Origin of the sequence: Lentibacillus sp. Marseille-P4043, from assembly GCF_900258515.1 — a bacterium.
In the GTDB taxonomy this organism is placed as follows: Bacteria; Bacillota; Bacilli; order Bacillales; family Amphibacillaceae; genus Lentibacillus_C.
Window position 1 is genome coordinate 392,936 of record NZ_LT984884.1, and the last position, 24,141, is coordinate 417,076.

27 protein-coding genes and 1 pseudogene are annotated in these 24,141 nt (G+C 38.0%); 11 read left to right on the forward strand and 17 right to left on the reverse strand.

Going from position 1 to position 24,141, the window contains the following annotated elements:
* Positions 1-2 precede the first annotated feature (2 nt).
* Together C8270_RS02140 and C8270_RS02145 are read right to left on the reverse strand one after the other, a co-directional pair.
* Positions 3-383 carry a DUF454 family protein gene (locus C8270_RS02140; protein WP_106494989.1) on the reverse strand — a complete coding sequence of 127 codons (381 nt, stop codon included), beginning with the start codon at positions 381-383 and terminating at the stop codon, positions 3-5.
* Between the two features lie 105 nt (positions 384-488).
* Positions 489-1,298 (reverse strand): histidinol-phosphatase HisJ family protein, encoded by an 810-nt coding sequence (locus C8270_RS02145; protein WP_106494990.1) that lies wholly within the window; start codon positions 1,296-1,298, stop codon positions 489-491.
* Positions 1,299-1,419: 121 nt separating this feature from the next.
* Here C8270_RS02145 and hisZ point away from each other — a divergent pair, with 121 nt between their 5' ends.
* The 9 genes from hisZ to hisC are packed head-to-tail and all read left to right on the forward strand — an operon-like array spanning position 1,420 to position 8,967.
* Positions 1,420-2,658 (forward strand): ATP phosphoribosyltransferase regulatory subunit, encoded by a 1,239-nt coding sequence (gene hisZ / locus C8270_RS02150; RefSeq protein ID WP_106494992.1) that lies wholly within the window; start codon positions 1,420-1,422, stop codon positions 2,656-2,658.
* Positions 2,659-3,285 carry an ATP phosphoribosyltransferase gene (gene hisG, locus C8270_RS02155; protein ID WP_106494993.1) on the forward strand — a complete coding sequence of 209 codons (627 nt, stop codon included), beginning with the start codon at positions 2,659-2,661 and terminating at the stop codon, positions 3,283-3,285. It begins immediately after the preceding gene.
* Positions 3,286-3,291: 6 nt separating this feature from the next.
* Positions 3,292-4,575, forward strand: a complete 1,284-nt coding sequence (gene hisD / locus C8270_RS02160; RefSeq protein WP_106494995.1) for a histidinol dehydrogenase — start codon at positions 3,292-3,294, stop codon at positions 4,573-4,575.
* Complete coding sequence (gene hisB, locus C8270_RS02165) at positions 4,568-5,152, forward strand: imidazoleglycerol-phosphate dehydratase HisB (RefSeq protein WP_106494996.1); 585 nt, start codon at positions 4,568-4,570, stop codon at positions 5,150-5,152. The genes hisD and hisB overlap by 8 nt, the downstream gene beginning before the upstream one ends.
* A gap of 19 nt (positions 5,153-5,171) precedes the next feature.
* The gene (gene hisH / locus C8270_RS02170; protein WP_106494998.1) at positions 5,172-5,774 is read left to right on the forward strand and encodes an imidazole glycerol phosphate synthase subunit HisH; all 603 of its coding nucleotides are present in this window, start codon (positions 5,172-5,174) and stop codon (positions 5,772-5,774) included.
* Complete coding sequence (hisA, locus tag C8270_RS02175; protein WP_106495000.1) at positions 5,774-6,487, forward strand: 1-(5-phosphoribosyl)-5-[(5-phosphoribosylamino)methylideneamino]imidazole-4-carboxamide isomerase; 714 nt, start codon at positions 5,774-5,776, stop codon at positions 6,485-6,487. Before hisH ends, hisA begins: the two co-directional genes overlap by 1 nt.
* A complete protein-coding gene (gene hisF, locus C8270_RS02180) occupies positions 6,487-7,257 on the forward strand; it encodes an imidazole glycerol phosphate synthase subunit HisF (RefSeq protein WP_106495001.1) in 771 nt (256 codons plus the stop codon). The genes hisA and hisF overlap by 1 nt, the downstream gene beginning before the upstream one ends.
* Positions 7,248-7,889 carry a bifunctional phosphoribosyl-AMP cyclohydrolase/phosphoribosyl-ATP diphosphatase HisIE gene (hisIE, locus tag C8270_RS02185; RefSeq protein WP_106495002.1) on the forward strand — a complete coding sequence of 214 codons (642 nt, stop codon included), beginning with the start codon at positions 7,248-7,250 and terminating at the stop codon, positions 7,887-7,889. The genes hisF and hisIE overlap by 10 nt, the downstream gene beginning before the upstream one ends.
* Positions 7,882-8,967, forward strand: a complete 1,086-nt coding sequence (gene hisC / locus C8270_RS02190) for a histidinol-phosphate transaminase (protein WP_106495004.1) — start codon at positions 7,882-7,884, stop codon at positions 8,965-8,967. The genes hisIE and hisC overlap by 8 nt, the downstream gene beginning before the upstream one ends.
* An 82-nt stretch (positions 8,968-9,049) precedes the next feature.
* Here hisC and C8270_RS02195 read toward each other — a convergent pair whose 3' ends face one another.
* The 13 genes and pseudogenes from C8270_RS02195 to ybaK form a co-directional block, all read right to left on the reverse strand.
* On the reverse strand, positions 9,050-9,760 hold the full coding sequence (locus C8270_RS02195; RefSeq protein ID WP_106495006.1) for a SurA N-terminal domain-containing protein: 711 nt from the start codon (positions 9,758-9,760) through the stop codon (positions 9,050-9,052).
* Positions 9,761-9,972: 212 nt separating this feature from the next.
* Positions 9,973-10,923 (reverse strand): siderophore ABC transporter substrate-binding protein, encoded by a 951-nt coding sequence (locus C8270_RS02200; protein ID WP_106495007.1) that lies wholly within the window; start codon positions 10,921-10,923, stop codon positions 9,973-9,975.
* Between the two features lie 55 nt (positions 10,924-10,978).
* Positions 10,979-11,737 (reverse strand): iron ABC transporter ATP-binding protein, encoded by a 759-nt coding sequence (locus tag C8270_RS02205; protein ID WP_106495009.1) that lies wholly within the window; start codon positions 11,735-11,737, stop codon positions 10,979-10,981.
* Positions 11,731-12,681, reverse strand: coding sequence for an iron chelate uptake ABC transporter family permease subunit (locus C8270_RS02210; protein ID WP_106495011.1), 951 nt, complete (start codon positions 12,679-12,681; stop codon positions 11,731-11,733). The genes C8270_RS02205 and C8270_RS02210 overlap by 7 nt, the downstream gene beginning before the upstream one ends.
* Positions 12,671-13,624: an ABC transporter permease gene (locus C8270_RS02215; RefSeq protein ID WP_106495012.1), complete on the reverse strand. Its 954-nt coding sequence runs from the start codon at positions 13,622-13,624 to the stop codon at positions 12,671-12,673. Before C8270_RS02215 ends, C8270_RS02210 begins: the two co-directional genes overlap by 11 nt.
* A gap of 314 nt (positions 13,625-13,938) precedes the next feature.
* On the reverse strand, positions 13,939-14,664 hold the full coding sequence (locus tag C8270_RS02220) for a DsbA family oxidoreductase (RefSeq protein ID WP_106495013.1): 726 nt from the start codon (positions 14,662-14,664) through the stop codon (positions 13,939-13,941).
* Between the two features lie 89 nt (positions 14,665-14,753).
* Positions 14,754-15,614: an MBL fold metallo-hydrolase gene (locus tag C8270_RS02225; protein WP_106495015.1), complete on the reverse strand. Its 861-nt coding sequence runs from the start codon at positions 15,612-15,614 to the stop codon at positions 14,754-14,756.
* 167 nt (positions 15,615-15,781) lie between these two features.
* Positions 15,782-16,837 carry a type 2 isopentenyl-diphosphate Delta-isomerase gene (gene fni / locus C8270_RS02230; RefSeq protein ID WP_106495016.1) on the reverse strand — a complete coding sequence of 352 codons (1,056 nt, stop codon included), beginning with the start codon at positions 16,835-16,837 and terminating at the stop codon, positions 15,782-15,784.
* Between the two features lie 68 nt (positions 16,838-16,905).
* Complete coding sequence (locus C8270_RS19660) at positions 16,906-17,430, reverse strand: hypothetical protein (RefSeq protein WP_158701570.1); 525 nt, start codon at positions 17,428-17,430, stop codon at positions 16,906-16,908.
* A gap of 26 nt (positions 17,431-17,456) precedes the next feature.
* Positions 17,457-18,506: a ribosome small subunit-dependent GTPase A gene (gene rsgA / locus C8270_RS02235; protein WP_106495019.1), complete on the reverse strand. Its 1,050-nt coding sequence runs from the start codon at positions 18,504-18,506 to the stop codon at positions 17,457-17,459.
* Positions 18,507-18,648: 142 nt separating this feature from the next.
* Entirely contained in the window at positions 18,649-19,575 is a 927-nt protein-coding gene (locus C8270_RS02240; protein WP_106495021.1) for a GNAT family N-acetyltransferase, read from the reverse strand.
* Between the two features lie 65 nt (positions 19,576-19,640).
* A complete protein-coding gene (locus tag C8270_RS02245) occupies positions 19,641-20,465 on the reverse strand; it encodes an aldo/keto reductase (protein ID WP_106495023.1) in 825 nt (274 codons plus the stop codon).
* A 125-nt stretch (positions 20,466-20,590) separates the two neighbouring features.
* A pseudogene (gene ybaK / locus C8270_RS02250) lies at positions 20,591-20,932 on the reverse strand (Cys-tRNA(Pro) deacylase); the annotation flags it as partial.
* Between ybaK and C8270_RS02255 the strand changes: the two are divergent.
* Both C8270_RS02255 and mntA read left to right on the forward strand, forming a co-directional pair.
* Complete coding sequence (locus tag C8270_RS02255; RefSeq protein WP_106495027.1) at positions 20,874-21,182, forward strand: HI0074 family nucleotidyltransferase substrate-binding subunit; 309 nt, start codon at positions 20,874-20,876, stop codon at positions 21,180-21,182. The pseudogene ybaK and the gene C8270_RS02255 overlap by 59 nt on opposite strands.
* Positions 21,175-21,471, forward strand: a complete 297-nt coding sequence (mntA, locus tag C8270_RS02260; RefSeq protein WP_106495030.1) for a type VII toxin-antitoxin system MntA family adenylyltransferase antitoxin — start codon at positions 21,175-21,177, stop codon at positions 21,469-21,471. Before C8270_RS02255 ends, mntA begins: the two co-directional genes overlap by 8 nt.
* A gap of 129 nt (positions 21,472-21,600) precedes the next feature.
* Here mntA and C8270_RS02265 read toward each other — a convergent pair whose 3' ends face one another.
* The gene (locus C8270_RS02265) at positions 21,601-22,425 is read right to left on the reverse strand and encodes an aldo/keto reductase (RefSeq protein ID WP_106495032.1); all 825 of its coding nucleotides are present in this window, start codon (positions 22,423-22,425) and stop codon (positions 21,601-21,603) included.
* Positions 22,426-22,575: 150 nt separating this feature from the next.
* Positions 22,576-24,108 (reverse strand): ABC-F family ATP-binding cassette domain-containing protein, encoded by a 1,533-nt coding sequence (locus C8270_RS02270; protein WP_106495034.1) that lies wholly within the window; start codon positions 24,106-24,108, stop codon positions 22,576-22,578.
* Between the last annotated feature and the right edge of the window lie 33 nt (positions 24,109-24,141).

The window sequence follows — 24,141 nt, forward strand, 5'->3', positions numbered from 1 at the left end:
TTTTACTCTCCTGACAACAATGTTTTTTGCTTTAAAATAAACCACGTGAAAAATGCCGCTATTGCTAACAGCAGTAGTTTAACAAGAACTAGCGGTATAACGAAGAATACGGTATACCCCATCGAAATCCATAATACAGAAACACCGATAATCTTCGCCTTCAATGGTATTCCTTTGCCTGCTCGATAATTCTTAATATACGAACCGACATACTTGTTGGTAATCAACCAATGATATAATTTTTTCGAACTGCGAACATAACAGGCCGCCGCCAACAAAAGTAATGGTGTTGTTGGCAATAACGGCAAAATAATCCCTAATAGCCCAAACACTAAGGAAATAGTTCCGCAAATGATTAGGAGTGCCTTCTTTAGTTGCTTCAATATTTATTCACACCAACCATACAAATTTTTATCTACTTTAATTATATCATCTACTACAGTTATTTTCCTTATTGGCTATAGAAATTTTAGTGATAATTATGCTTTCTATTTACACATTATCGTCTCAATTGGGTGTAATGTTGGTTCTCCCTTTTCAAATGTTGTTAGATAACGAAATCCGATTCGCTGAAGTAAATCAAGTGATTCTTTGAATTGAAATGCTATTGTCTCCTCTATATGGGAATCGGACCCTAATGTAATGATTTCACCACCTGTCTCCTTATATAGTCTTAAAATATCCTCACTTGGCATACCGCCTGTTAATCCATAACGAAATCCGGATGTATTTAATTCAATTCCTTTGCCTTCTGGAATAATGATCTTAAAGATTTCCCTTAAAACATCATGGAAGTTATTACGCTCTCCCACCTCACTTCTCGTATATCTTTTTACTAAATCAATGTGCCCCAAAATATGGTACTGCTTAAAATGCTTCACACAAAAAAGCAACTCATCATAATACGCAGCATATGCTTCATCAATTGTTTTGTTTTTAAAAAAACTTCCCGAATGCAAATCCAGTTTATTTGTGGTGTGCATCGAGCAAATCACAAAATCAAACGTGTCCTTATCAATTAATTTCGCATATCTTTCCAAGAGATGAGGTTGAATACCAATTTCTAAACCTTTTTTAATCTGTAATCGTCCTGCGTAATTTTTCTGTAATTGTGTAATCATCCGATCGTACTTGGTCAAATCAAAATCAAACGTAATGGACGTATCTGGATAATCATAGTCAATATGATCCGTAAAACAAATTTCTTTCAATCCGATCTTGATTGCCTTTTCAATACTTCTTTCCATTGGAGTTTCGCAATCTGCTGAGAATTTGCTATGAACATGGTAATCAAACATTTTTAAAGATTCCCCCACTTGTTCTTGACTTTTATCGAGTTAATTATTAGAATACTATATAACTTTAATTAAATAAAGTAATAAAGTGATAAAGCAATAGTTAGAGAATGGGAGATTTTATATGGTTATTGACGTTCTTAATAAAATGAATACGCTCCGTCTCAATGAATTCGAAAAAAAGGAACAGCTATTAGCAAAAATAAAGGCACGTTTCTCCACGTATGGATATCGCCATGTGCAAACATCTGCATTTGAACAATACGATCTATACCAGACAACCACCGGGACCATTGACACCGATGAAATGATAAAAGTGATTGACCCAAATGGTAAAGTATTAGTGCTTCGGCCAGACGTCACCATTCCTATTACACGAATGGTTGCAACTGGTAATCAATTGAATCCAAGTGAAGAACGACTGTATTACATTTCAACAGTCTTTCGGAATTTGGCAATGCAGCCGAATAAACGAGAGCATACACAAGCTGGGATTGAAAATTTTGAACCAAAAAGCGCCGCATTGGATGCTGAAGTCATTGCATTAGCCATTCACACATTACAAGATCTTGGTTTTACCGACTTCAAATTAGAAATTGGGCATGCCGGTTTTTTCAAAGAATTATTAAGTGAAATACACATTTCTAAACAGGAGACAGATCAACTAAAAGCGATAATTCAAGCAAAAGACTTTTCCGGAATGAAAGATTTCCTAAAAAAATTGTCAATCGACACGAAAGACAAATACGCATTGAAGCAAATCCCGTTATTATACGGGAATCCTGAAGATGTAATCGAACGTGCCAAGTCCGTATCCCTTAATAGCCAGATGGATAGGAAGCTACAAGATCTTACCAAGATTATCGACGTTCTAAAATTATATGAGGTAGAAAGATTTATCTCGCTTGACTTAGGTTTGATTAACCATATGAATTATTACTCCGATATTATTTTTCAAGGATTTGTTGAAAATTTTGGTAAACCAGTTTTGATGGGTGGAAGATACGATCACCTTGCCGAGCAATTCAGCAAGGTAATGCCTGCAATTGGATTTGCTTGTGACGTTGATTCTATTTTTTCAGTTTTAGAACAGCAATCCCTGATTTCAGGTGAAGAATCACATATAGACGTCCTTATTTATTACACAACTAGTAAACAAAAAGAAGCCTTATCAACTGCATCTACGTTACGTAATCAAGGATTTCGTGTACTAATTAGCCCTATTGATAGCGTAAGAGATTTTCCTTCATCATCCAGCATTGTCTATTATGAAGAAAATCAAAATTTGGTTAACAATCAACATTCTATGCAATCATTCTCAACGACAAAGAAATTACTAGAGTTACTTGGGGGAGGTCTTTGATTGGATTACCTAACATTGGCGATGGCAAAAGGTCGAACCGCTGAACAAACCATTGCCCTATTAAACAAGGCTGATATTCATTTTCCAGCATTCCACGAAAAGTCTAGAAAGCTAATTTTCTATGATGACAATAAACGGATTAAACTAATATATGTCAAAGCAATTGATGTACCTACTTACGTTGAAAAAGGTGCCGCGGATATCGGGATTGTTGGCAAGGATAATATCACTGAAGCACAAGCTGACGTGTATGACATGATGGATCTCGATTTTGGAAACTGTCAATTTGTTCTGGCTGGAGTTTCAGATAAAACAGAGGAAAACGCACAAAAGCTAACCGTAGCCTCTAAATATCCAACCGTTACAAAAACATATTTTCAAGCACGTGGCATTCCAATTGAAACGATCAAACTAAATGGATCCGTAGAATTGGCACCATTAATTGGTCTAGCTGATGTTATTGTCGATATTGTTGAAACAGGGACAACGCTAAAGGAAAACGGATTAAAAGTAATTGATACCATTGAAGCTATTAGCACGAGATTAATTGTGAACAAAGCTAGTTTTGCCACAAGGTCAACTGCTGTACACCAGTTTATGAAGCAACTTAATAAGGCTTTGGAGTGATACCCGATGAAAATAGTAACACATGAAGCGTATATAGCGTCAGACTCAAATAGAACAGACACTTTTTCAGACGAAACACGTGATCAAATTGTTTTAGAAATCATTAACCAGGTAAGAAAAAATGGCGATGCGGCACTGCTCCATTATACGGAGAAATTTGACCAAGTGCAGCTTGATACAATTACTGTTTCCGATGCTGAAATGAAAGAGGCTAGAAACCAAGTAAAGCAGAATTTTATAAGTGCACTGCAACAAGCAAAAGAAAATATTTTACGGTTTCATGAAGCTCAAAAGGAACGATCTTGGTACATGAGCGATGAGAATGGAAATGTAATTGGGCAGAAAGTTACCGCCCTCGATAAAGTCGGTGTCTATGTCCCTGGTGGTAAAGCTGCCTATCCATCTACCGTCTTGATGAATGTTATCCCAGCAAAACTGGCAGGGGTAAATTCAATAAGCCTAGTAACGCCACCACAGCCGGATGGGAAGATAAATCCTTATGTATTGGTAGCAGCATCTGAAGCAGGTGTCGATCAGATTTTTAAAGTTGGCGGTGCACAGGCAATAGCTGCACTCGCATATGGGACTTCAACGATTGAAAGGGTCGACAAAATCGTTGGTCCAGGTAATGCTTATGTCGCCCGGGCAAAGAAATGGGTGTTTGGGGATGTAGCGATTGACATGATTGCTGGACCTAGTGAAATTTGTGTTGTTGCAGATGAATCTGCAAACCCGGCTTTTGTTGCAGCAGATTTACTTTCCCAGGCAGAACATGATGAACAGGCAACAGCCATCTGTATAACTACAAGCAAAAAGCAGGCGCAGGCGATACAGAGCGAAATAGAAAAGCAGATTACTCTACTATCTCGTCAGGCTATTATCCAAAAGTCGTTAAATCAAAACGGAAAGATTATTCTAGTTAACGATTTAAACAATGCCTTTGAATTGGTAAATAAACTGGCCCCAGAACATTTACAGCTGATGACCGAACAACCATCCGAACATGTGCATTTCGTTAAACACGCAGGAGCTATTTTTTTAGGCCCAAATTCACCTGAACCATTAGGCGACTACTTTGCCGGACCAAATCATACGCTGCCAACGAATGGAACGGCGGCATTTTCTTCTCCACTGGGCGTATATGACTTTGTTAAAAAATCGAGCATTATTCAATACACAAAGTCTTCCCTCCTGCAAGCTTCTGAGGCGATCATAACCTTAGCAGAAGTAGAGGGTCTAACCGCACATGCTAATGCGATTCAAATAAGAAAGGATGCTGACAATGCGTAGCAGCTCTATTCAACGAAACACTGCTGAAACTGCGATTGAATTAACTTTTAATATTGACGGTGTTGGTGAAGCCCGTATAGATACAGGGATTGGTTTTTTCAATCATATGCTGACATTGATGACGAAGCATGGATTATTCGATTTAGCCATCACATGTAATGGTGATCTGGATGTCGATCAACACCATTCCATTGAGGATATCGGCATCGTGCTTGGGCAAGCCTTCCATGAATCTTTAGGGAGGAAAGAAGGAATCAACCGGTATGCAACGATAACAACCCCAATGGATGAGGCTTTATCTACACTCTCATTGGATATAAGTGGACGTCCACACCTTGTTTACCACGTTGAAGGGCTAAAGGATAAAATTGGTGTATTTGATACCGAGCTGGTTGAAGAGTTTTTCCGAGCATTTGTTAATCATGCAAAGGTAACCCTGCATGTCAATCTACTATATGGAAAAAATAGCCATCATATCGTTGAATCTATTTTCAAAGGATTTGGACGTGTACTTGATGAAGCTACCATGGAGAACCCGCGTATCAAAGGTATTCCGTCAACAAAGGGGTCCTTGTGACAAGAAGGAGATATAATAAATGATTGCAATTATAGATTACGGTGCAGGGAATATTAAAAGTTTACAATCTGCGTTAACCAAACTAAATTTGGAATCTTGCTTAACCAACGATAAACAAACCATTACAAACAGTAAAGCTATTATTCTACCAGGAGTCGGTGCTTTTAAAGATGCAATCGATGCACTGAATCAATATGGATTGGTAGAAATACTGCAACAGCAAGCCAAGATAGGAAAGCCTATTCTTGGTATCTGCCTTGGCATGCAATTACTTTATGAAAAAAGCCTGGAGAACGGCGAATGGGATGGTTTGAACATTCTTGAGGGCATCATAAAACGAATGGATGACTCGGTCAAGGTGCCGCATATGGGTTGGAACACACTCGCTAAACAAAAGCAGTGCTCCCTATTAACCAATATCGATGACCAGGCATTTGTCTATTTTGTCCACTCCTACTATGTTGACAAAATGCCGGCTGATCAGCTTGTAAGCAGTTGCCACTATGGTGTAGAAATCCCTGCGATTGTACAAAAAAACAACATATTTGGGATGCAATTTCATCCAGAGAAGAGCGGAAAGAACGGACTAATGCTATTGAAAAATTTCGGGGAGATGATTTGATGATCCTTTTTCCAGCAATCGATATTCGTAATGGAAAATGTGTACGTTTGATTCAAGGCGACTACGCAAAAGAAAAAGTCTATAGTGATTCTCCAACAAATATAGCCCTTCAATGGGAAAAACAACAAGCAGAATATCTTCATATTGTTGATCTTGATGGCGCAAAAACTGGCGATCCGATGAACAGCGCCACAATCCAATCGATCGTAAATAATACAGTTATCCCGATTCAGATCGGGGGCGGCATTCGTTCCATGGATATTATCGAAACGTATTTATCCCTAGGTGTCAATCGAGTCATTATCGGAACAGCAGCCATAAACGATAAAGTATTCTTACAGAGAGCAGTTGAAAAATACAAGGATAAAATCGCTGTCTCCATTGATGCTCGAAATGGCTATGTTGCTACAAATGGCTGGGTGGAAATGAGTAACGTAAAAGCGATAGATCTTGTAAAGGAACTAGAACAATTCGGCATTGGTACTGTTATTTATACAGATATTCTGAAAGATGGGATGGTATCTGGGCCGAATTTTTCCGAACTACGAGCAATGAACGAAGCGACCTCGATTAACATCATCGCATCTGGTGGCGTGTCAAGTAAAGACGATATTGAGCGATTAAGATCATTGGACTTATATGGTGCTATTATCGGAAAGGCATTATATGATGGTTCATTGTCATTCCAATCGCTAATGGAGGGACAGTATTAATGCTCGCGAAAAGAATCATCCCCTGTCTTGATGTTGATCAAGGCAGAGTAGTCAAAGGAAAAAGATTTCAGGAAATTCGTGACGTAGCAGACCCTGTTGAATTAGCTGAGCAATACAATGATAATGGTGCAGATGAACTCGTGTTTTATGATATTACAGCATCCAATGAAGGCCGAGATATTTTTGTGGACATTATCGAAAAAGTTGCTACAAAAATTAATATACCTTTCACTGTTGGAGGTGGATTGCGGACGGTTGATGATATTCACCGTGTCCTTCGTGCAGGTGCCGATAAAGTATCCGTTAACAGTGCAGCAATTAAAAACCCTACCCTCATAAAAGAAGCAGCAGCAAAATTCGGCAGTCAATGTATTGTACTATCAATCGATGCGAAGAAGGTATCATCCGGTTGGTCTGTGTTCCTAAATGGTGGACGAATAGATACAGGAATAGATGCGATTGAATGGGCCAGGCGTGGAGAAGAACTCGGGGCAGGAGAAGTTGTGATCAACGCTATGGATGTTGATGGTGTCAAAAATGGCTACAATCTTGAACTAATAAAAGCCATTGCAAGGGTAGTAAATATTCCTATTGTAGCAAGTGGTGGTGCTGGTGAGAATGGACATTTTGCTGCTGTTTTACAGGAAGGGATAGCAGATGCAGCTCTGGCAGCCTCTGTATTTCATTACAATGAAATTACGATACCTGATCTAAAAAGTTACTTAGCTGCGAACGGTATTTCAATGAGGAGGGAACCATCATGGAAGTAGATATAGAACAGATTACGTTTGATGAGACAGGGTTGATTCCTGCGATTATCCAGGATAGTAAAACCGGTGCAATATTAACCCTTGCATACATGAATGAAACCGCACTATTGAAAACCATTGAAACAAAGGAAACATGGTTTTTCAGCCGAAAAAGACAGCAGTTATGGAATAAAGGAGAAACCTCTGGGAACAACCAACTCGTTAAACGGATAACGTATGATTGTGATGGCGATGCGCTATTGGTACTAGTTGAGCCACAAGGTCCAGCCTGTCATACTGGAAACGAGACCTGCTTTTATCAACAGCTTTATGAAAATAGTACACAACAATTTGATCTGATATACCAGCTTGCTAAGACAATTAAGAATCGACAAAAAAACCCTGTTGATGGATCCTATACAACGTACTTATTTCAGGAAGGAATCGATAAAGTCTTAAAAAAGGTTGGGGAAGAAGCAAGTGAGGTCATTATTGGTGCTAAAAACCCTGGTACTGATGAACTGATATGGGAAATTGCTGATCTTGTCTATCACACACTCGTTTTAATGGAAATTCGTGATGTAACCATTGAAAATATTAGAGAAGAACTTTACAAACGGCATCTACAAAAGGCAGGAAACGAAAATGAGTAAATTTTGGAGTACACTGACAAAACGAACAGAGCCATATGTGCCCGGAGAGCAAATTGATAACAAAAATATTATAAAACTAAATACAAACGAGAATCCTTACCCACCATCACCAAGAGTAATCGAAGCAATAAAATGGGAGATGGAAAATAATTTACAGCTATACCCTTCCCCAACAGCGGATCCATTGCGAGAAAAGATTGCAGATTACTATCAACTAAAGAAAGAAAATGTATTTGTTGGCAATGGATCTGATGAAATATTAGCACTGTCATTTATGGCTTTTTTTGAACCAGGTAAGACTATCCGCTTCCCGAACGTTACCTACAGCTTTTACCCGGTATATGCGAAACTGTTTGGCATTCCTTATGAAGAAGTCCCACTTAATAGGGATTTTTCCATCTTAGTTGATGCATTTTACCAATCAGATGGGGGCGTAGTTTTTCCTAATCCAAATGCACCGACTGGAATCTATCTGGAATTGGAACATGTTGTTGATATAGTGGAAAACAATCCAAATCAAGTTGTCATTGTTGATGAAGCTTATATCGACTTTTCCGGCGGTTCCGCAGCATCGCTTGTTCATACGTACGATAATTTACTCGTTGTCCAGACAATGTCAAAATCACGATCACTTGCAGGATTACGGATAGGATTCGCGCTAGGAAACGCCAATTTAATGGAGGCATTAACCCGTATGAAGGATTCTTTTAATTCATATACATTGGATCGTTTAGCAATTGCTGGTGCAGGAGCGGCAATTTCCGATAACCGATATTTTTTACAAACAACGGAAAAAATTATTCAAACTCGTGAATGGGTTACGGAAAAATTGAAGCGAAATGGGTTTACTGTTCTCCCGTCAGCGACAAATTTCATTTTTGCCAGTCACTATAAATGTAAGGCTAAACCGCTATATGAAAAGCTGAAAGAAAATAATGTGCTTGTCCGGCACTTTGACAAACAACCAATAGAAAATTATTTACGGATCACAATCGGTACGGATGGGGAAATGGATAGCTTTTTCAGGAAACTGAAGCTAGTTATTGCTGAAGTTAGCCAAAGGACCATCAAAATCTAATTACGATGATTGATAAGTGACTTCCTCACGTTTTAAAAACCAGCCCCCTTCCACCGTTAATATTAATGGAAGGGGGCTTTTATTAGATCATATTCTTGATTTCCGCATCTTCTTTTAGTTCGTTAACTTTTGCTTGTACTTTTTCATTTTCCTTTTGGGTAGTTAATTGGCTTTTGATTTGATCTTTTACCTTTTTAAGTTCTGGGACGTCTTCACTTTGCTCTTTCAACTTATCATAATAGCTCTTTATTTCCTCTTCGGTTACTTCAGTTCCTGTGATTTCCTGATCAATATACTCCCTCAACGTGAGCTCAAATGCCAATTGATCCTTATAAGACTCCTCGGTAAGATTATATTGTTCCAATACTTGAGAAAACTTATCTTTGCCCGCTGATTTCATTTTGTCTAATTCGGATTCAACCTCTTCATCCGAAACGGTAATGCCCTGCTTGTTCGCATCCTGTTTCAGTAGCTCCTGCTGAACGAGAACATTCATTGCCTGCTCTTTTAATTTATCTTGATCACTAACATCTTCCCCATATTGATTCATTAACGTTTTTGTCTGTGCGTAAACGTCATTGTATTGATCACCTTTTACATCCGTACCATTTATTTGAACGACAACATCATCATTATTTACCTTTTCCTTATCCGTTATCTTAACCTTCTGATTAGCTTGTTCCTCCGTATTTGTTTCATTATCATTTTTCTTTGCTGAATCGGTATCATCACCACAGGCAGCTAATACTGTTACTATACATAATGCTATCGCAAGCATAATAAATTTCTTCATATATGTTTTTCCTCATTTCCTTCGTTTGTCCCTTCATTCAAACACAACCATTGTACAAATAGCAAGTCATAGTGAACCGCTTCTATCAATGGATTACTGTCATAGCAACGCTTAACACCATAGTTAACAATTACATGACACGTTTTCCATAATTATTCCGTAGTATTATTTGAAGAAAAGAGACAACCTTATGGCTGCCTCTTTGGTAAATATTACTGTAAACTATCCGCTATTTCATTAACCATTTCTTGAACAGAGACAAGTCCGCCGCCAGAAAGGTACCAGTAATTCGGATCTAAGTATACGATATTGTCGTTTTTATATGCATTTGTTTTTTTAACTAGTTTATTTTCAACAACTTGTTTAGCAGAAGATTCTCCACCAACAACTGCTCCACGGTCGATCACATACAAAATATCCGGATTTTGTTCAACGACATATTCAAACGAGACATTCATTCCATGAGTCGACACTTCGATCCCTTCATCAACTGCTGGAAGACCGAACACATCATGAATTATCCCAAATCTTGAATTCGGACCGTATGCGCTGATTTTATCATCGTTTGCCAGAATGATTAATCCACTTTTATCACTTGATTCAGCTTTTTCCTTTACATCAGCTATTGATTGCTCAAGTTCATCTAACGCTTTATTAATTTCATCTTCTTTATCAAAAATTTCACCAATCGTTGCTAGATTACTTTTAAATGATTCCATATATTTCGTTGTGTCTACACCAAGATAAATAGTCGGTGCTATTTCTTGCAATTGATCATATAAGGACGATTGTCTGCCGGAAATAATGATCAAGTCCGGATTGATTTGTGCAAGCTTTTCAAAGTCCGGTTCCTTCAGACTACCAACATTTTCGTAATCATCACTTTCAAATTTTTCAAGGTATGTCGGCATATTCCCCTGTGGTACACCGGTTACCTCAACATCTAATTTATCCAGTGTATCTAAAGTTCCATAATCAAACACGACTACCTTCTCAGGATTTTTGGGTACTTCTGTTTCGCCCAACTCATGTGTTACATTAATTTTCTCCTGTTTTTCAGTGTTGCCATCACCATTACTGCTTTCATCTGATTCTGATGTTCCACACGCTGTAGCAAAAACTGCTAAAGCACTAACAATAATAAATACAATAAATTTCTTCATATAATTAAACCCTCTCATGTTAATTTTTTGTTATTCTTTAATAGCAAAAGTTATGTTATGCAAAATACACACAAATCCGATTATCATTGATATTTTTAATATTAATATCCATATCATAAATATCTTTCAGTACACATTCATCAATCACATCACAGGTTGGGCCTTGTTTTACAATTTTTCCATCTTTAAGTGCAACGATCTGATCAGAGTAGCACGAAGCAAAGTTGATATCATGAATGACAATTAAAATCGTTTTTCCAAGCTCGTTTACAAGGCGCCGTAATGTTTTCATAATCTGAACTGAATGTCGCATATCCAAGTTGTTTAATGGTTCATCAAGTAAAATATATTCTGTATCTTGGGCGATAACCATCGCGATATGTGCGCGTTGTCGTTGTCCCCCACTAAGCTCATCTAAGTATTTATCCTGTATTTCTCGTAGCTCCATATAATCAATTGCTTCATCCACTTTCTCCCAATCTTCTTGCTTAAGCCTCCCTTGTGAGTATGGGAATCGTCCGAATGAAACAAGTTCCCTTATTGTTAAGCGAAGATTGATCGCATTGGATTGTTTTAGAATTGAGATTTTCTTAGCTAATTCATTGTTTTTTGCTTTCGTAATATCTTCCCCATCAATCGTAATTTCGCCGTCATCCTTTGTAATTAACCGGCTAATCATCGAGATCAATGTACTCTTTCCAGCACCATTTGGACCAATAAATGAAGTGATTGTTCCTTTTTCAATATTCACAGAAACATCATCAATTACTTTTTTATGGTTATATTTTTTAAAAACACCTTTAATATTTACCATGATTTATTCTCCTTTAACAAAAGATATATGAAGTAAATACCACCAATGAAGTTGATAATGACACTTGTTGTCGTTTGAAACGTAAATACTTCTTCGACAATAAATTGACCACCTAATAATGCAATTATACTTATTAGGATTGAACCAATAATCAAGTAAAAATGCCGATACGTTTTTAAAAATTCATATGACACGTTGACAACTAGTAAACCCAAAAAGGTAATTGGCCCAATTAAGGCTGTTGCGACGGAAATTAAAACAGCCACAATGATAAGTAAGCGTTTAACAACATAATCATATGGAACACCTAAATTGATTGCCTCATCTTTCCCTAATGCCAGCACATCTAAATATTTATAAAATCGTATGAAATAAATGGTTACAAGTACAATTAGCGCCAATGATAAATAAACGAGATTTTCATTTACGTTGTTAACGCTAGCAAACATTCGATCCCTAGCAACCATGAATTCATTTGGATCGATTAACACTTGCATAAAGTCTGTGAAACTTCCAAAAAATGTACCTAAGATCATCCCAACTAACAATAGGAAGTAAATATTGTTCTTCTCTCCTCTAAACAAGAAGCGATAAAGAACTAGTGAAAACAGTACCATAATCCCAATCGAAACAAAATAATTGATATTGCTACTCATCATCACGAGTGATTTCGAACCAAACATAAAGATGATAAACGTTTGAATTAATAAATAGAGTGAATCAAGCCCTAATATACTTGGCGTTAAAATCCTGTTATTCGTAATGGTCATAAACACGGTTGTTGAGAATGCAATGGCTGATCCTGTTAAAATAATGGCAACTACTTTGATAATACGTCGTGGTAGGATATAGCCAATATTCCCTCTTAAGTCATACACAATATAAAGAACTGCCAGAGCCGCTGCGATTACTGCCAGGATAATTGTCTTTTTCTTATAGCCCATATTTCTTTCTCCTTAACAGTAAATAAATAAATATACCACTTCCGATAACCCCAACCGTTAAGCTAATCGGAATTTCATACGGATAAATAATTACGCGACCAATACAATCGCAAAATAGTACGAAAATAGCTCCTAGCAATGCTGTATGTAATAGGCTTTTTTTCAAATGGTCACCCTGGTAAATCGTAACAATATTCGGGATGATCAATCCTAGAAACGGAATAACCCCAACCGATAAGACGACAGATGCTGTAACTAAAGCGACGATAATCAATCCAATGTTAACGACCTGTCGATAATTTAATCCTAAGTTTTTGGAAAAATCCTCTCCCATTCCCGCTATGGTAAATTTGTTTGCAAACAGATAAGCAATAATTAAGATTGGGATACTGACAAACATTAACTCATAATTGCCACTCATGATCATCGAAAAATCACCTTGCATCCATGAGGACATATTTTGAATGAGATCATTCTTGTAAGCAAAGAATGTTGCCAGCGAACTAATGATATTCCCAAACATCAAACCAACTAGTGGAATAAAAATGGCATCCTTGAATTTAATTTTCTCCAGTATTTTCATAAAGATGAATGTACCAATCAAGGCGAATGCAAATGATACAAGCATTTTTTGCATTGGACTGGCAGTAGTGAACACCATTAAAGCAACTAGGATACCAAGTCTTGCTGAATCAAGCGTTCCAGCGGTTGTCGGTGAAACAAATTTATTTCGACTAAGCTGCTGCATGATCAACCCACAGATGCTCATGCTCATCCCGGCAATCAAAATACTGACTAATCTCGGTAAACGGCTAATCATTAAAATTTCGACCTGTTCCTCAGATAAGCTAAAAATATCCCATGGTGTTACTTCGGATACTCCGATGAACACCGAGCAGAATGACAAGCCGATTACCGCTATAACCAAATAACGAATTTTCATATAAATATCCTTCACTGTAATTTAGAATTGTTATTACCTTTAAACCGATCTAATTAATAATGATATTCATTATCAATTAGATTCTATATTTGATTATAACAGAATAACTAAACACGTCAATGGATTTTTTGTAACAAATATCACATTTTTGTGAAATGGAAGGCTTCTTAAGCTGATTAGACATAAACAGTTGGATAGGAGTTATTTCTTCAATTCTTATGGGGAATCTCTAGATAACCTTTTCCGTCCATAAAAAAAGCTAACCCCTTGAAAGGATTGAATCCTTTCAAGGGGTTAGCTTTTCGTAAAGATGCTTAGTCCCTTTTCTCTACCTCACAGCCTTCATCCGTGCAATACGTTGTCTCAGATTTTTTTGGATTTAATGATTGCAAAGTAGGCTTTTCACTTTCTTCTTCCCAAACCTTATCCAATACCTCTGTAAAAACGTCTGTTGGCTGTGCACCTGATACAGCATATTTTTCATTAAAAACAAAGAATGGGACACCTTGTACTCCAATTTGCTTTGCCTCTTCCTCATCTGCACGTACCTTTGCTAAATAATCATCTGATTGAAGTAAAGTATTGATAGCATCCGGATCTAACCCAATTTCACCAGCAAGTTCTTTTAATGTCTCCGGATCTCCGATATGCTTCGAATCCGTAAAATATGCTTTTAAAAGGCGTTCTGTCATTTCTTTTCCTTTCCCTTTTCTCTCAGCAAATTTAGCAACACGGTGAGCATCTAGTGTATTGGTATGCTGCATTGTATCAAAGTTATATATCAAGCCAAGTTCAGCTGCTTGCCTTGCCATGTTATCATTCATACTTTTCACTTTTTCTACTGTTGAACCAAATTTTTTAGCCATTAATTCATGGATTGTTTTACCAGGGTTTTTTTCCGCATTTGGATCAAGCTCATAACTTTTATATTCAATTGTAACATCATCTTTATGCGAGAACTGTTCTAAAGCATTTTCCAACCTGCGCTTTCCCATATAGCAAAAAGGGCACACAAAATCGGACCATATTTCAATTTTCATGTTGAAACACCTCATTTCACTAGATATTGTAGCACAAGAAAACTTTTATTTAATAATATTGTGCTTACAATTAACTAGAAAAAGGCTATTTAATGCAACTTCCCGTCAGTATAACGCCCATAGTCTGGAACTGCAATCTGTTCAAAATTCTCCACAAGGTTTTGCAATCCCTTTGTTAAAGCTTCTCCTTCCATATAATGGCCATGCCCGGTAACAGCCAACTCCGGTTTTAAATCGGCTAGCTTTTTTACTGACTCCCACGCAGCATGCCAATCGGTCGTTAAATATCTTGGCGGACCATTCACTTGCTCTGTTTGCATTAACACACTATAAAAGGAATCTTGCCGAACTGTTATAAAGGCATCCCCAGCCAATAACGTACGATCTTTTTCTCGAAACAGTGATACATGTCCTGGCGCATGCCCTGGTGTGTGGATCCATTTCCAGTCATCCAATCCTGGAATCGTGTTATTTGAAGGCAATGGTTTTACAGCCTTTCCTACATTAATCGGTTCATTCGGATAGATTGATGAAATCTTGGCAAGCAGTCCACCTTCTACAGTTGGATCTGGCTCGGGGTAACTTTTTTCTCCCGTTAAATAAGGAAGTTCCTGTTCGTGTGCATAAACGGGAACTTCTCCCCATTCATTTATCAGATCAATTAACCCTCCTACATGATCAAAATGCCCATGTGTTAACACGACTGCCTCGGGTTTACTACCTTTCCCGAATCGATTATTAATCACAGATAAAATTTCCGGAGCAGCTTTTGGCAAGCCCGCATCTACTAAAATCCACTTCCCATCCTCCGGCAAGCCAATAAAACTAACATTCACAATCTGATCCGTATAATAATAAACATCATTGCTAACTTCCTGTCCCGTTCCACTTGTTATTGATGTCATAGGAATTGGTTTTGTGTCTTTGCTTTCATGCATATGATTATCCATCGCTATCCCTCCATTTTTTATTAGTATTAGAAGGATAATTGGAAAATATACGCAAAAAGCCGACGTAAACGATTCGTTTAAGTCAGCTTTGCAAATTTTTTTAATAAAATGTGTTTCTTGTATCATACCTCGCACATGTGAACCGTTAAATTCCTTCCCCTTTAATTTTAGCTATTTTCATCTAACAAGGATTTTCCCATAATACTAACTTGATTGGTATTCTTCAATTCATGAATTGATTGAACACCAATGCCAAACATCACCATTTTCAATTCAAACTCAATTTGTTCCATTGCCTGCACTACTTTTTCTTTCGATTCTGTTGCCCCTTGTAGTAATTGTCTAGCGAAGCCAACCATATCTGCTCCGATCGTCATTGCTTTGGCAGCATCAACACCTGTTTTCATGCCACCACTTGCGACAATTGGAATGTCAGGTAATTTACTTTTAACCGAAACAATACAATCTTTGGTCGGATTTCCCCAACTATTGAAAGCCTCCGCGGCAGCTTTTCGCAATGGATCTTTAGAACGTAGCTTTTCAACCTGACTCCATGATGTTCCACCAGCACCGGCAACATCGACGTAAGAAACACCTGCATTATATAGTTTTTCAGCAACAGTTCCATCAATTCCAAAGCCCACTTCTTTTACCCCAACGGGAACATCTAATGATTTACAAACTTCTTCGATCTTCGGAAGTAAGTCTTTAAAATTCAAATCCCCTTCATCTTGAACTACTTCTTGTAGGCTATTTAGATGCAAATAGATTGAATCGGCCTCGGTTAATTCAACCAGGCGTTGACACTCTTCTACACCATAGCCATAATTTAATTGCACTGCTCCAATATTGGCGATTAACGGAACAGTTGGTGCATGTTTACGAATTAAGAAAGATTCCTTATGTGCATCACTCTCGAGAAGTGCACGGGTTGAACCTAACGCTATTGCCCAACCTCTTTCTTCAGCAGCCACAGCTAAATTGGTATTAATTTTTTCTGCAAGCTCCGAACCACCAGTCATTGAACTCACAAGCAATGGCGCCTTAACCTTCTTATGTAAAAAAGTCGAGCCCAACTGGATATCGGTAAAATTAATTTCAGGTAATGCATTATGTATGAACGAAATTCCTTCTAATCCGGTTGTTTTATTAATTCCCTCCACATTCTCCGTTAAACACAGTCGAATATGTTCGGTTTTACGCTTATTAATTCCTATATCCATTACAATATATCCTCCAATTCTATATTCGAAACACTATCCCTTTTCAGTCCAGTTTACTTGTTTTCAGCCTATTTTGGAAGGAAAGTGAATGTTGATGTTTTCGTTCTCGGGCTGATGTTTTCTTTCTCGGGACGATGTTTTCGTTCTCGGGACGATGTTTTCTTTCTCGGGCTGATGTTTTCGTTCTCGGGCTGATGTTTTCTTTCTCGGGACGATGTTTTCTTTCTCGGGACGATGTTTTCTTTCTCGGGACGATGTTTTCTTTCTCGGGACGATGTTTTCTTTCTCGGGACGATGTTTTCTTTCTCGGGACGATGTTTTCTTTCTCGGGATGATGTTTGTCTTGTATACATCTTTCCGTTTCTCGGGACGATGTTTTCTTTCTCGGGACGATGTTTTCTTTCTCGGGATGATGTTTTCTTTCTCGGGACGATGTTTTCTTTCTCGGGACGATGTTTTCTTTCTCGGGACGATGTTTTCTTTCTCGGGACGATGTTTTCTTTCTCGGGCTGATGTTTTCGTTCTCGGGCTGATGTTTTCGTTCTCGGGCTGATGTTTTCGTTCTCGGGACGATTGAACAGCTTCCCCAACAAGTGGGGAAGCTGTTCACATTCCTAGATTATTTATACTTCCTTTTCAATTCCTTAGAAACTTTCTTCCATTTATTTTTTTCCTCTAACTGGGCTTTTTGATCTTGTTTTCGTTTTTCAAAAGCCAGTTCACGCTGCAGCTTCACATAACTTTGAAATCGTTCATCAGCTAACTCCCCAGATTTCAACGCTTCCTTCACGCGGCACCCAGGCTCTGTATCATGTTGACAATCCGTAAACCGACATTCCAATGCCAGTGCCTCAACATCTTGGAATGTCGTATCAATTGCTGAATCTCCTTCCCACAATTGCAGTTCACGCATTCCAGGTGTATCGATTAATAATGCACCATTTGGCAGAATAAACATTTCCCGATGTGTTGTTGTATGACGTCCTTTGCTATCGGCTTCCCGGATATCGTTGGTTTCCTGCACAATCTCGCCAAATAATTTGTTTACCAATGTGGATTTCCCAACACCGGATGACCCTAGCAACGCAACTGTTTTCTGCGCTGGCAAATAATCCATTAATTCCTCCATGCCTTCTCCGCTTATACTGCTTATTGCAATAATCGGAACGCCAATCGCCACCTCTTCCACTTGGGCAGTTATCTGTATCACTTCTTCTGGCGCGGATTCATCTAATTTTGTAAGCACCACAACAGGGGAAGCCCCGCTTTCATAAGTTGCCAAAATGTACCGTTCCATTCTACGTAAATTTAAATCATGATTAAGTGAATTCACAATAAAAACCAAATCCATATTCGCGGAAACAATTTGTCCCTCAGTTTTCAGTCCGGCAGCCTGTCTGACAAACTGACTTTTACGGGGCAGAACACGGTGAATAACTGCCTTTCGTTCGTCCACTAATTTCTGTGCCTCAACCCAATCACCCACTGCAGGTAAATCGATCGAGTTAGTTGCCAGGTTTAAAAATTTCCCGCTTAAATGGGCAAAGAATTCCACTTCTCCATCAGAAATACGATAGCTGTTTTTCTGCACAGCTATTACGCGTGCTAATTTGTCTTTTTCCGCATCTTGAATGGAGACGTCCCATCCAAGTCCTTCAATACTATTCAAATTCGTTTTCCTCCTTAATGGTTGGAGGAAAAGTTCTGGTTACGCTGACCGTTCCTCCATTTTGATCTGTGTGTTCAAGTTTCTAAAAATACGATAAGTTAAAATCATAAAACACCACTCCTTTCAAAATAGATTCGTATATTTACATTTCCCTAACAAAAAAATGTAATTCATGCTCCAAGCGAAATCCAACTGATTGATATAAACCGATTGCCTGTTTATTATTGGCTGCTACACATAATTGTATTTCATTAATGGAATCAAATGTAAAAAGCCATTGAACAGCTGTTGCTAATAAGCTTTTCCCATAACTATTCCCTCGATACATTGAGTCAACTCCAATAAATTCAATTGACCCTTCTCCATACTCGGGATTCGCTTCAACATAGACATATCCAGCTAATCGCTCCTCACTTTTTATCACAAATACTTTTTGTGTGGCAGTTAACCGATCGATAATTTCATGGCCGTTAAAATATGTATCTGGAAAAATATTATCATGTAAGTCTATGAATGAGCCGTAACCTTGTTGCATTAATTCCAGGGCCCAATGCTTTGGCAATTCGCCTAATTTACCTCTTTCAAATAGCAGAACAATTTGATCCGTCTTTTGTTCGAAATTTAGCCTTTCAGCAAATTCCGTCGCGAGACTATTTTCGATATTGGAAAAGATACTAACATGCTTTATTTCTAGTGGTATGATGCGTAATAGCTCATCCCACAACCAAATGGCAATATTCGCATCATATCCCGGATCAACAAACGGCCCCCATAATTCTGCCTGTGCGTCCTCCAAATCGGCATCAAACCCAAGCAAACCAATCATTTTCCCATTATCAACTACACCTAAAAAACTATTTTCATAGGGAACGTCGGTTAAATCAGTAGCCAAATAGTCAACTATCTCCCCAGCGGTAGTTCCGCAATACCCAATGTGATGGACATCTTGTTGATTCCACTGTGCTATAAAATTAGCTGCTTCCTTCATTGGAATGTCATTTCCATTAATTAACTTGTACATTAGTATCTCTCCATTAAAGTATGAAACATCTACTACTATATTCGCCATTAATCCAATTAATCCTTCTTAACTAGAAAAAAACAGATGTGCCTACCCACATCTGTTTTCCTATTCTATCGTTTATTCATTTCATTAGGAACCGAGTTATGACGAAGGTTCTGATCTAACCCAGCAATTTTCTCCATATCCGCTTTGCTAAGTTTAAAATCAAATACGTTTAAATTTTCTTCCATGCGAGAAGGTGTTACTGTTTTTGGAATAACAACGACATCTGATTGTAAATGCCAGCGAAGAATAATTTGTGCTGGTGTTTTTCCATACTGATTGGCCAGTTCTTGGATAACACTATCCTGCAGAACATCCGTACCATTCATTAAAGGACTGTATGCCTCCAACCGAATACCATGCTTCTTACAAAATTCCTTTAGTTCCTTTTGCTGTAGATATGGATGACACTCTACTTGGTTTACTGCCGGGATTACATCACATTCATCCATAATCCGCTGCAAATGTTCAATATCAAAATTACAAACGCCAATCGCCTTCGTACGTCCATCTTTATACAGCTTTTCTAATGCCTTATATGTTTCAACGTACTCATCATATTTTGGTGTTGGCCAATGAATTAAATAAAGATCCACATAATCCAGACCAAGTTTCTCAAGACTTTCATCAAATGCCTTTAGCGTATTTTCATAGCCTTGATCACTATTCCACACTTTTGTCGTAATGAAAAGATCTTCTCGCGACACACGGCTATTTGCCAACGCTTCCCCAACACCACGTTCATTCCCATAGATTTTTGCAGTATCAATCAGACGATAGCCTGTTTCTAACGCTTTCTCCACTGAAGGTGTTGCTTCTTCATTTGGAACCTTCCATACACCATAGCCAAGTTGCGGTATGCGGATATCATTGTTAAGCATAATGTATTCCATGATTTCGCTCCCTTTCTTTTCTAATTATTCTTTAAGTTTATCGTTAAAAAAGTTCACCTTCAAGAAATTAAATTACTGCATAAATTAAAAAATGTAACGTTCTCACACCGTATTTTTTGCCTCATTCACACAGTAAAATCCCCAAACACTGCATCAGTCACCCTCTGCAAATCGCTCGGGGTCAGCTCCACTTGCATTCCTCTTTTTCCAGCAGAAACAATAATTGTGTCCATTGATTCAGCCTGTACTGCCACATAAGTTGGAAAATGCTTTTTCATTCCAATAGGTGAACAGCCTCCGCGAATATAGCCTGTTGTGTCTTCTAATTCTTTCATCGGTAGCATTTCAACCTTTTTATTGCCACTTATCTTAGCAAATTCTTTCAAATCCAGTTCTTTTTCAGCTGGGATGCAAGCAACTGTAATACCTGTTTTATCCCCGGATGTCACCAATGTCTTGAAAATCTTCTCATGTGGTATTGAAACAAAAACTCCTAGAGAAGCGTTAAAACAAGCTTACAAAATTGATTGGCTTGACAATGAACATGCATGGTTACAGATGCTTCGTGACAGAAATGAAACATCCCAAATATATGATGAAGAAAAGGCAAGAAGTATTCATAAAAATATTATTAGTTACTTTCCGGAAATGAAGAAGACCTATACGTACTTAAAGGCTAAATTTCATGAAAGCAGGAGTGAATCCTTTGATGATTAACCAAAGACTCAAAGACCAATTATATACAACTGGTCAAAGTATGAATGCAATTAATAAAATTATTCTATTTGGTTCTAGAGCAGTTGGGGATAATACTGAGAAATCTGATATTGATTTAGCCTTCATTGCTCCTACCATGTCTGAAAAGGAATGGAATGAATTTAGCTTTGATTTGGAAGAGAAATTAGACACATTGCTTTTAGTAGATTTAATCAAGTTTGAAAATGCTCCCACCGAATTAAAAAATGAAATTATGAAATTCGGGAAAACACTTTACTCAGCAGACTAACTTTTTAATTGAGGATTCCCTAAAAACGGTAGCTATTTTTCCCGTTTCACTCTTTTTCTAGTTCTTGAGATACAATTTGCAAACATTAAAACAGGCGTGAGATTCGTCTCACGCCTGTTTTTCTACTCTCTATCGTGCATTCATTTCACTTGGCTCAGGCCCTTTGCGCTGATTACGATCAAGCTCGGCCATTTTCTGCATATCCTCATCACTCAATTCGAAGTCAAACACATCAAAGTTTTCCTCAATACGTGATGGTGTAACAGATTTTGGAATCACAATGTTATTATACTGTAAGTGCCAACGAATAATAACTTGTGCTGGTGTTTTGCCGTATTGATCTGCAATTGCTTTTACTTCTGTACTATTTAAAACATCCCCACCGCTCATTAGTGGACTCCATGCTTCTAAGTAAATATCATGCTTTTTACAGAAATCTTTCAGTTCTTTTTGCTGTAAGAATGGGTGACATTCAACCTGATTTACAGCTGGTACCACTTCACACTCATCCAACAAGCGCTGTAAATGTTCAATATTGAAGTTACAAACACCAATTGCTTTCACACGACCATCTTTATATAGCTTTTCCATTGCCTTATATGTCTCTACATATTCATCATATTCAGGTGTTGGCCAATGAATCAAATAGAGATCCACATAATCCAATCCTAGTTTTTCTAGACTTGTATCAAATGCCTTTAATGTATTTTCATATCCTTGATCACTATTCCAAACCTTTGTTGTAATAAAAAGTTCTTCACGCGGTACATCACTTTTCGCTAATGCACGCCCAACCCCAAGCTCGTTTTCATATACCTTTGCTGTATCAATGGAACGAAATCCAACTTCTAGTGCTTTGGATACGGAAGGTGTTGCTTCTTCATCTGGTACTTGCCATACACCGAAGCCCAGTTGCGGCATTGTTAAGCCATTGTTTAGTGTAATGTATTGCATTTCATCGACTTCCTTTCTTGCTGTAGTGTAGTTTAGTTTACCATAACCCTTTATTGGAAAAAAGCATTCAAAAACAAGAAGCACATCTTAATTAGGAAGTTGAAAATGAAAACATTAATGAAAACAATCACTAACATACATAGTTCCAATCTAGTTATTGCGTTTTTCCCTTGCAAACGTATAGCTTCCTTCGTATCTAGTCATTTTTTTATCAGCCAGCCAATAAGTAATCGGAAACAATTGATTCAAAAAATAGCGATCATGGGAAACAGCAATGATGGTTCCGGTAAATTGCATAAGCGCCTCCTCCAGCACTTCTTTTGATTCAATATCCAAGTGGTTAGTCGGTTCATCCAGGATAAGCAGATTGTGATTCTGATGAACTAATTGCGCTAACCGTAACCGCATTTGTTCCCCACCGCTCAAACTTTTAACCTTTTGAAATACTGTTTTTCCATAAAAGAGGAATTTGGCTAGTATCCCGCGAGCTTCTTCTTCCGCTACATGGACCTGATCCCGGAATTCGTCCAATATTGACCGCTCACCATTCAACTCAAGCATATGCTGGGAGAGGAATCCAATTGATAAATTGCTGCCTGATTCTATCATCCCCTCATCAACCTTCTCCATTCCTAAAGCCATCTTCAGTATAGTTGACTTTCCGCTTCCATTCTCACCTACAATCGCAATCCGTTCCTGAAAACGCACATGCATATTAACTCCGGAAAACAGTTCCTTTCCACCGAACTCCTTCAATACATTTTCCATAATAAACACATCTTTCCCACTACGTTTATCCATCTGAAAATCAAGATCAATTTTTTTCTGTTCTAATATTGGTCTTTTCATGATTTCCATTCGGGCGAGCGCTTTCTCCATGCTTTTTGCCCGGCGATGAAGTCCATCATTAGGTGGATTTGCTTGATTGGCCCACTCTTTTACATAATCTGTGTAGTTGGTCGAATAACGAATTAGCTCGCCTTGATCCATTTCGAAAATGGATGTTACGTTCTCATCTAAGAAATATCGGTCATGCGAGACGATCATGACAGTTCCCGTATATTGCTTGATAAAATCCGTCAGCCATTCAATCGCTGGTAGATCCAAATGATTGGTTGGTTCATCAAGTAGGAGTAAATCGGGCTCTGTTAATAACAGTTTGGCTAGCCCAACCTTTGTACGTTCACCGCCACTTAATTGCTGCCATTCCTTTTCAGCTAAATCGGTTAGTTGCAACCCACTCATGATCCGTCTTATCCGAGAATCAATTTCATACCCTCCATCTTCTTGGAACTTCTCCTGCATAATTCCATATTTTTCAACCATACGTGTTAGTTTATCTGGGTCTGTTTCGTGTGACATGGATTGTTCTAAATTCGTCATTTTCTTTTTTACTTCATTAATAGATGAAAACACATCATATAATAGAGCTTCGACTTTCCGTCCAAGATCTACATCTGGGGATTGCTCTAGAAGGCCAACCGTTAATCCTTTCTTCCATGTAACAGTCCCTACTGCCGGTTCGGTTTTTCGTGCCAGCAAATCGAGTAATGTTGTTTTGCCTTCACCATTTCTTCCAATTAAACCGATTCTATCTCCATGGTTTATTTCACATGTTAAGTCACTAAAAATCGTATTCGCACCAAAAGTTTGGGTTACTTTTTGTAAACTTGAAACAATCATCTTCTCTTCCTCCGTATTGAAGAGACCTCATCC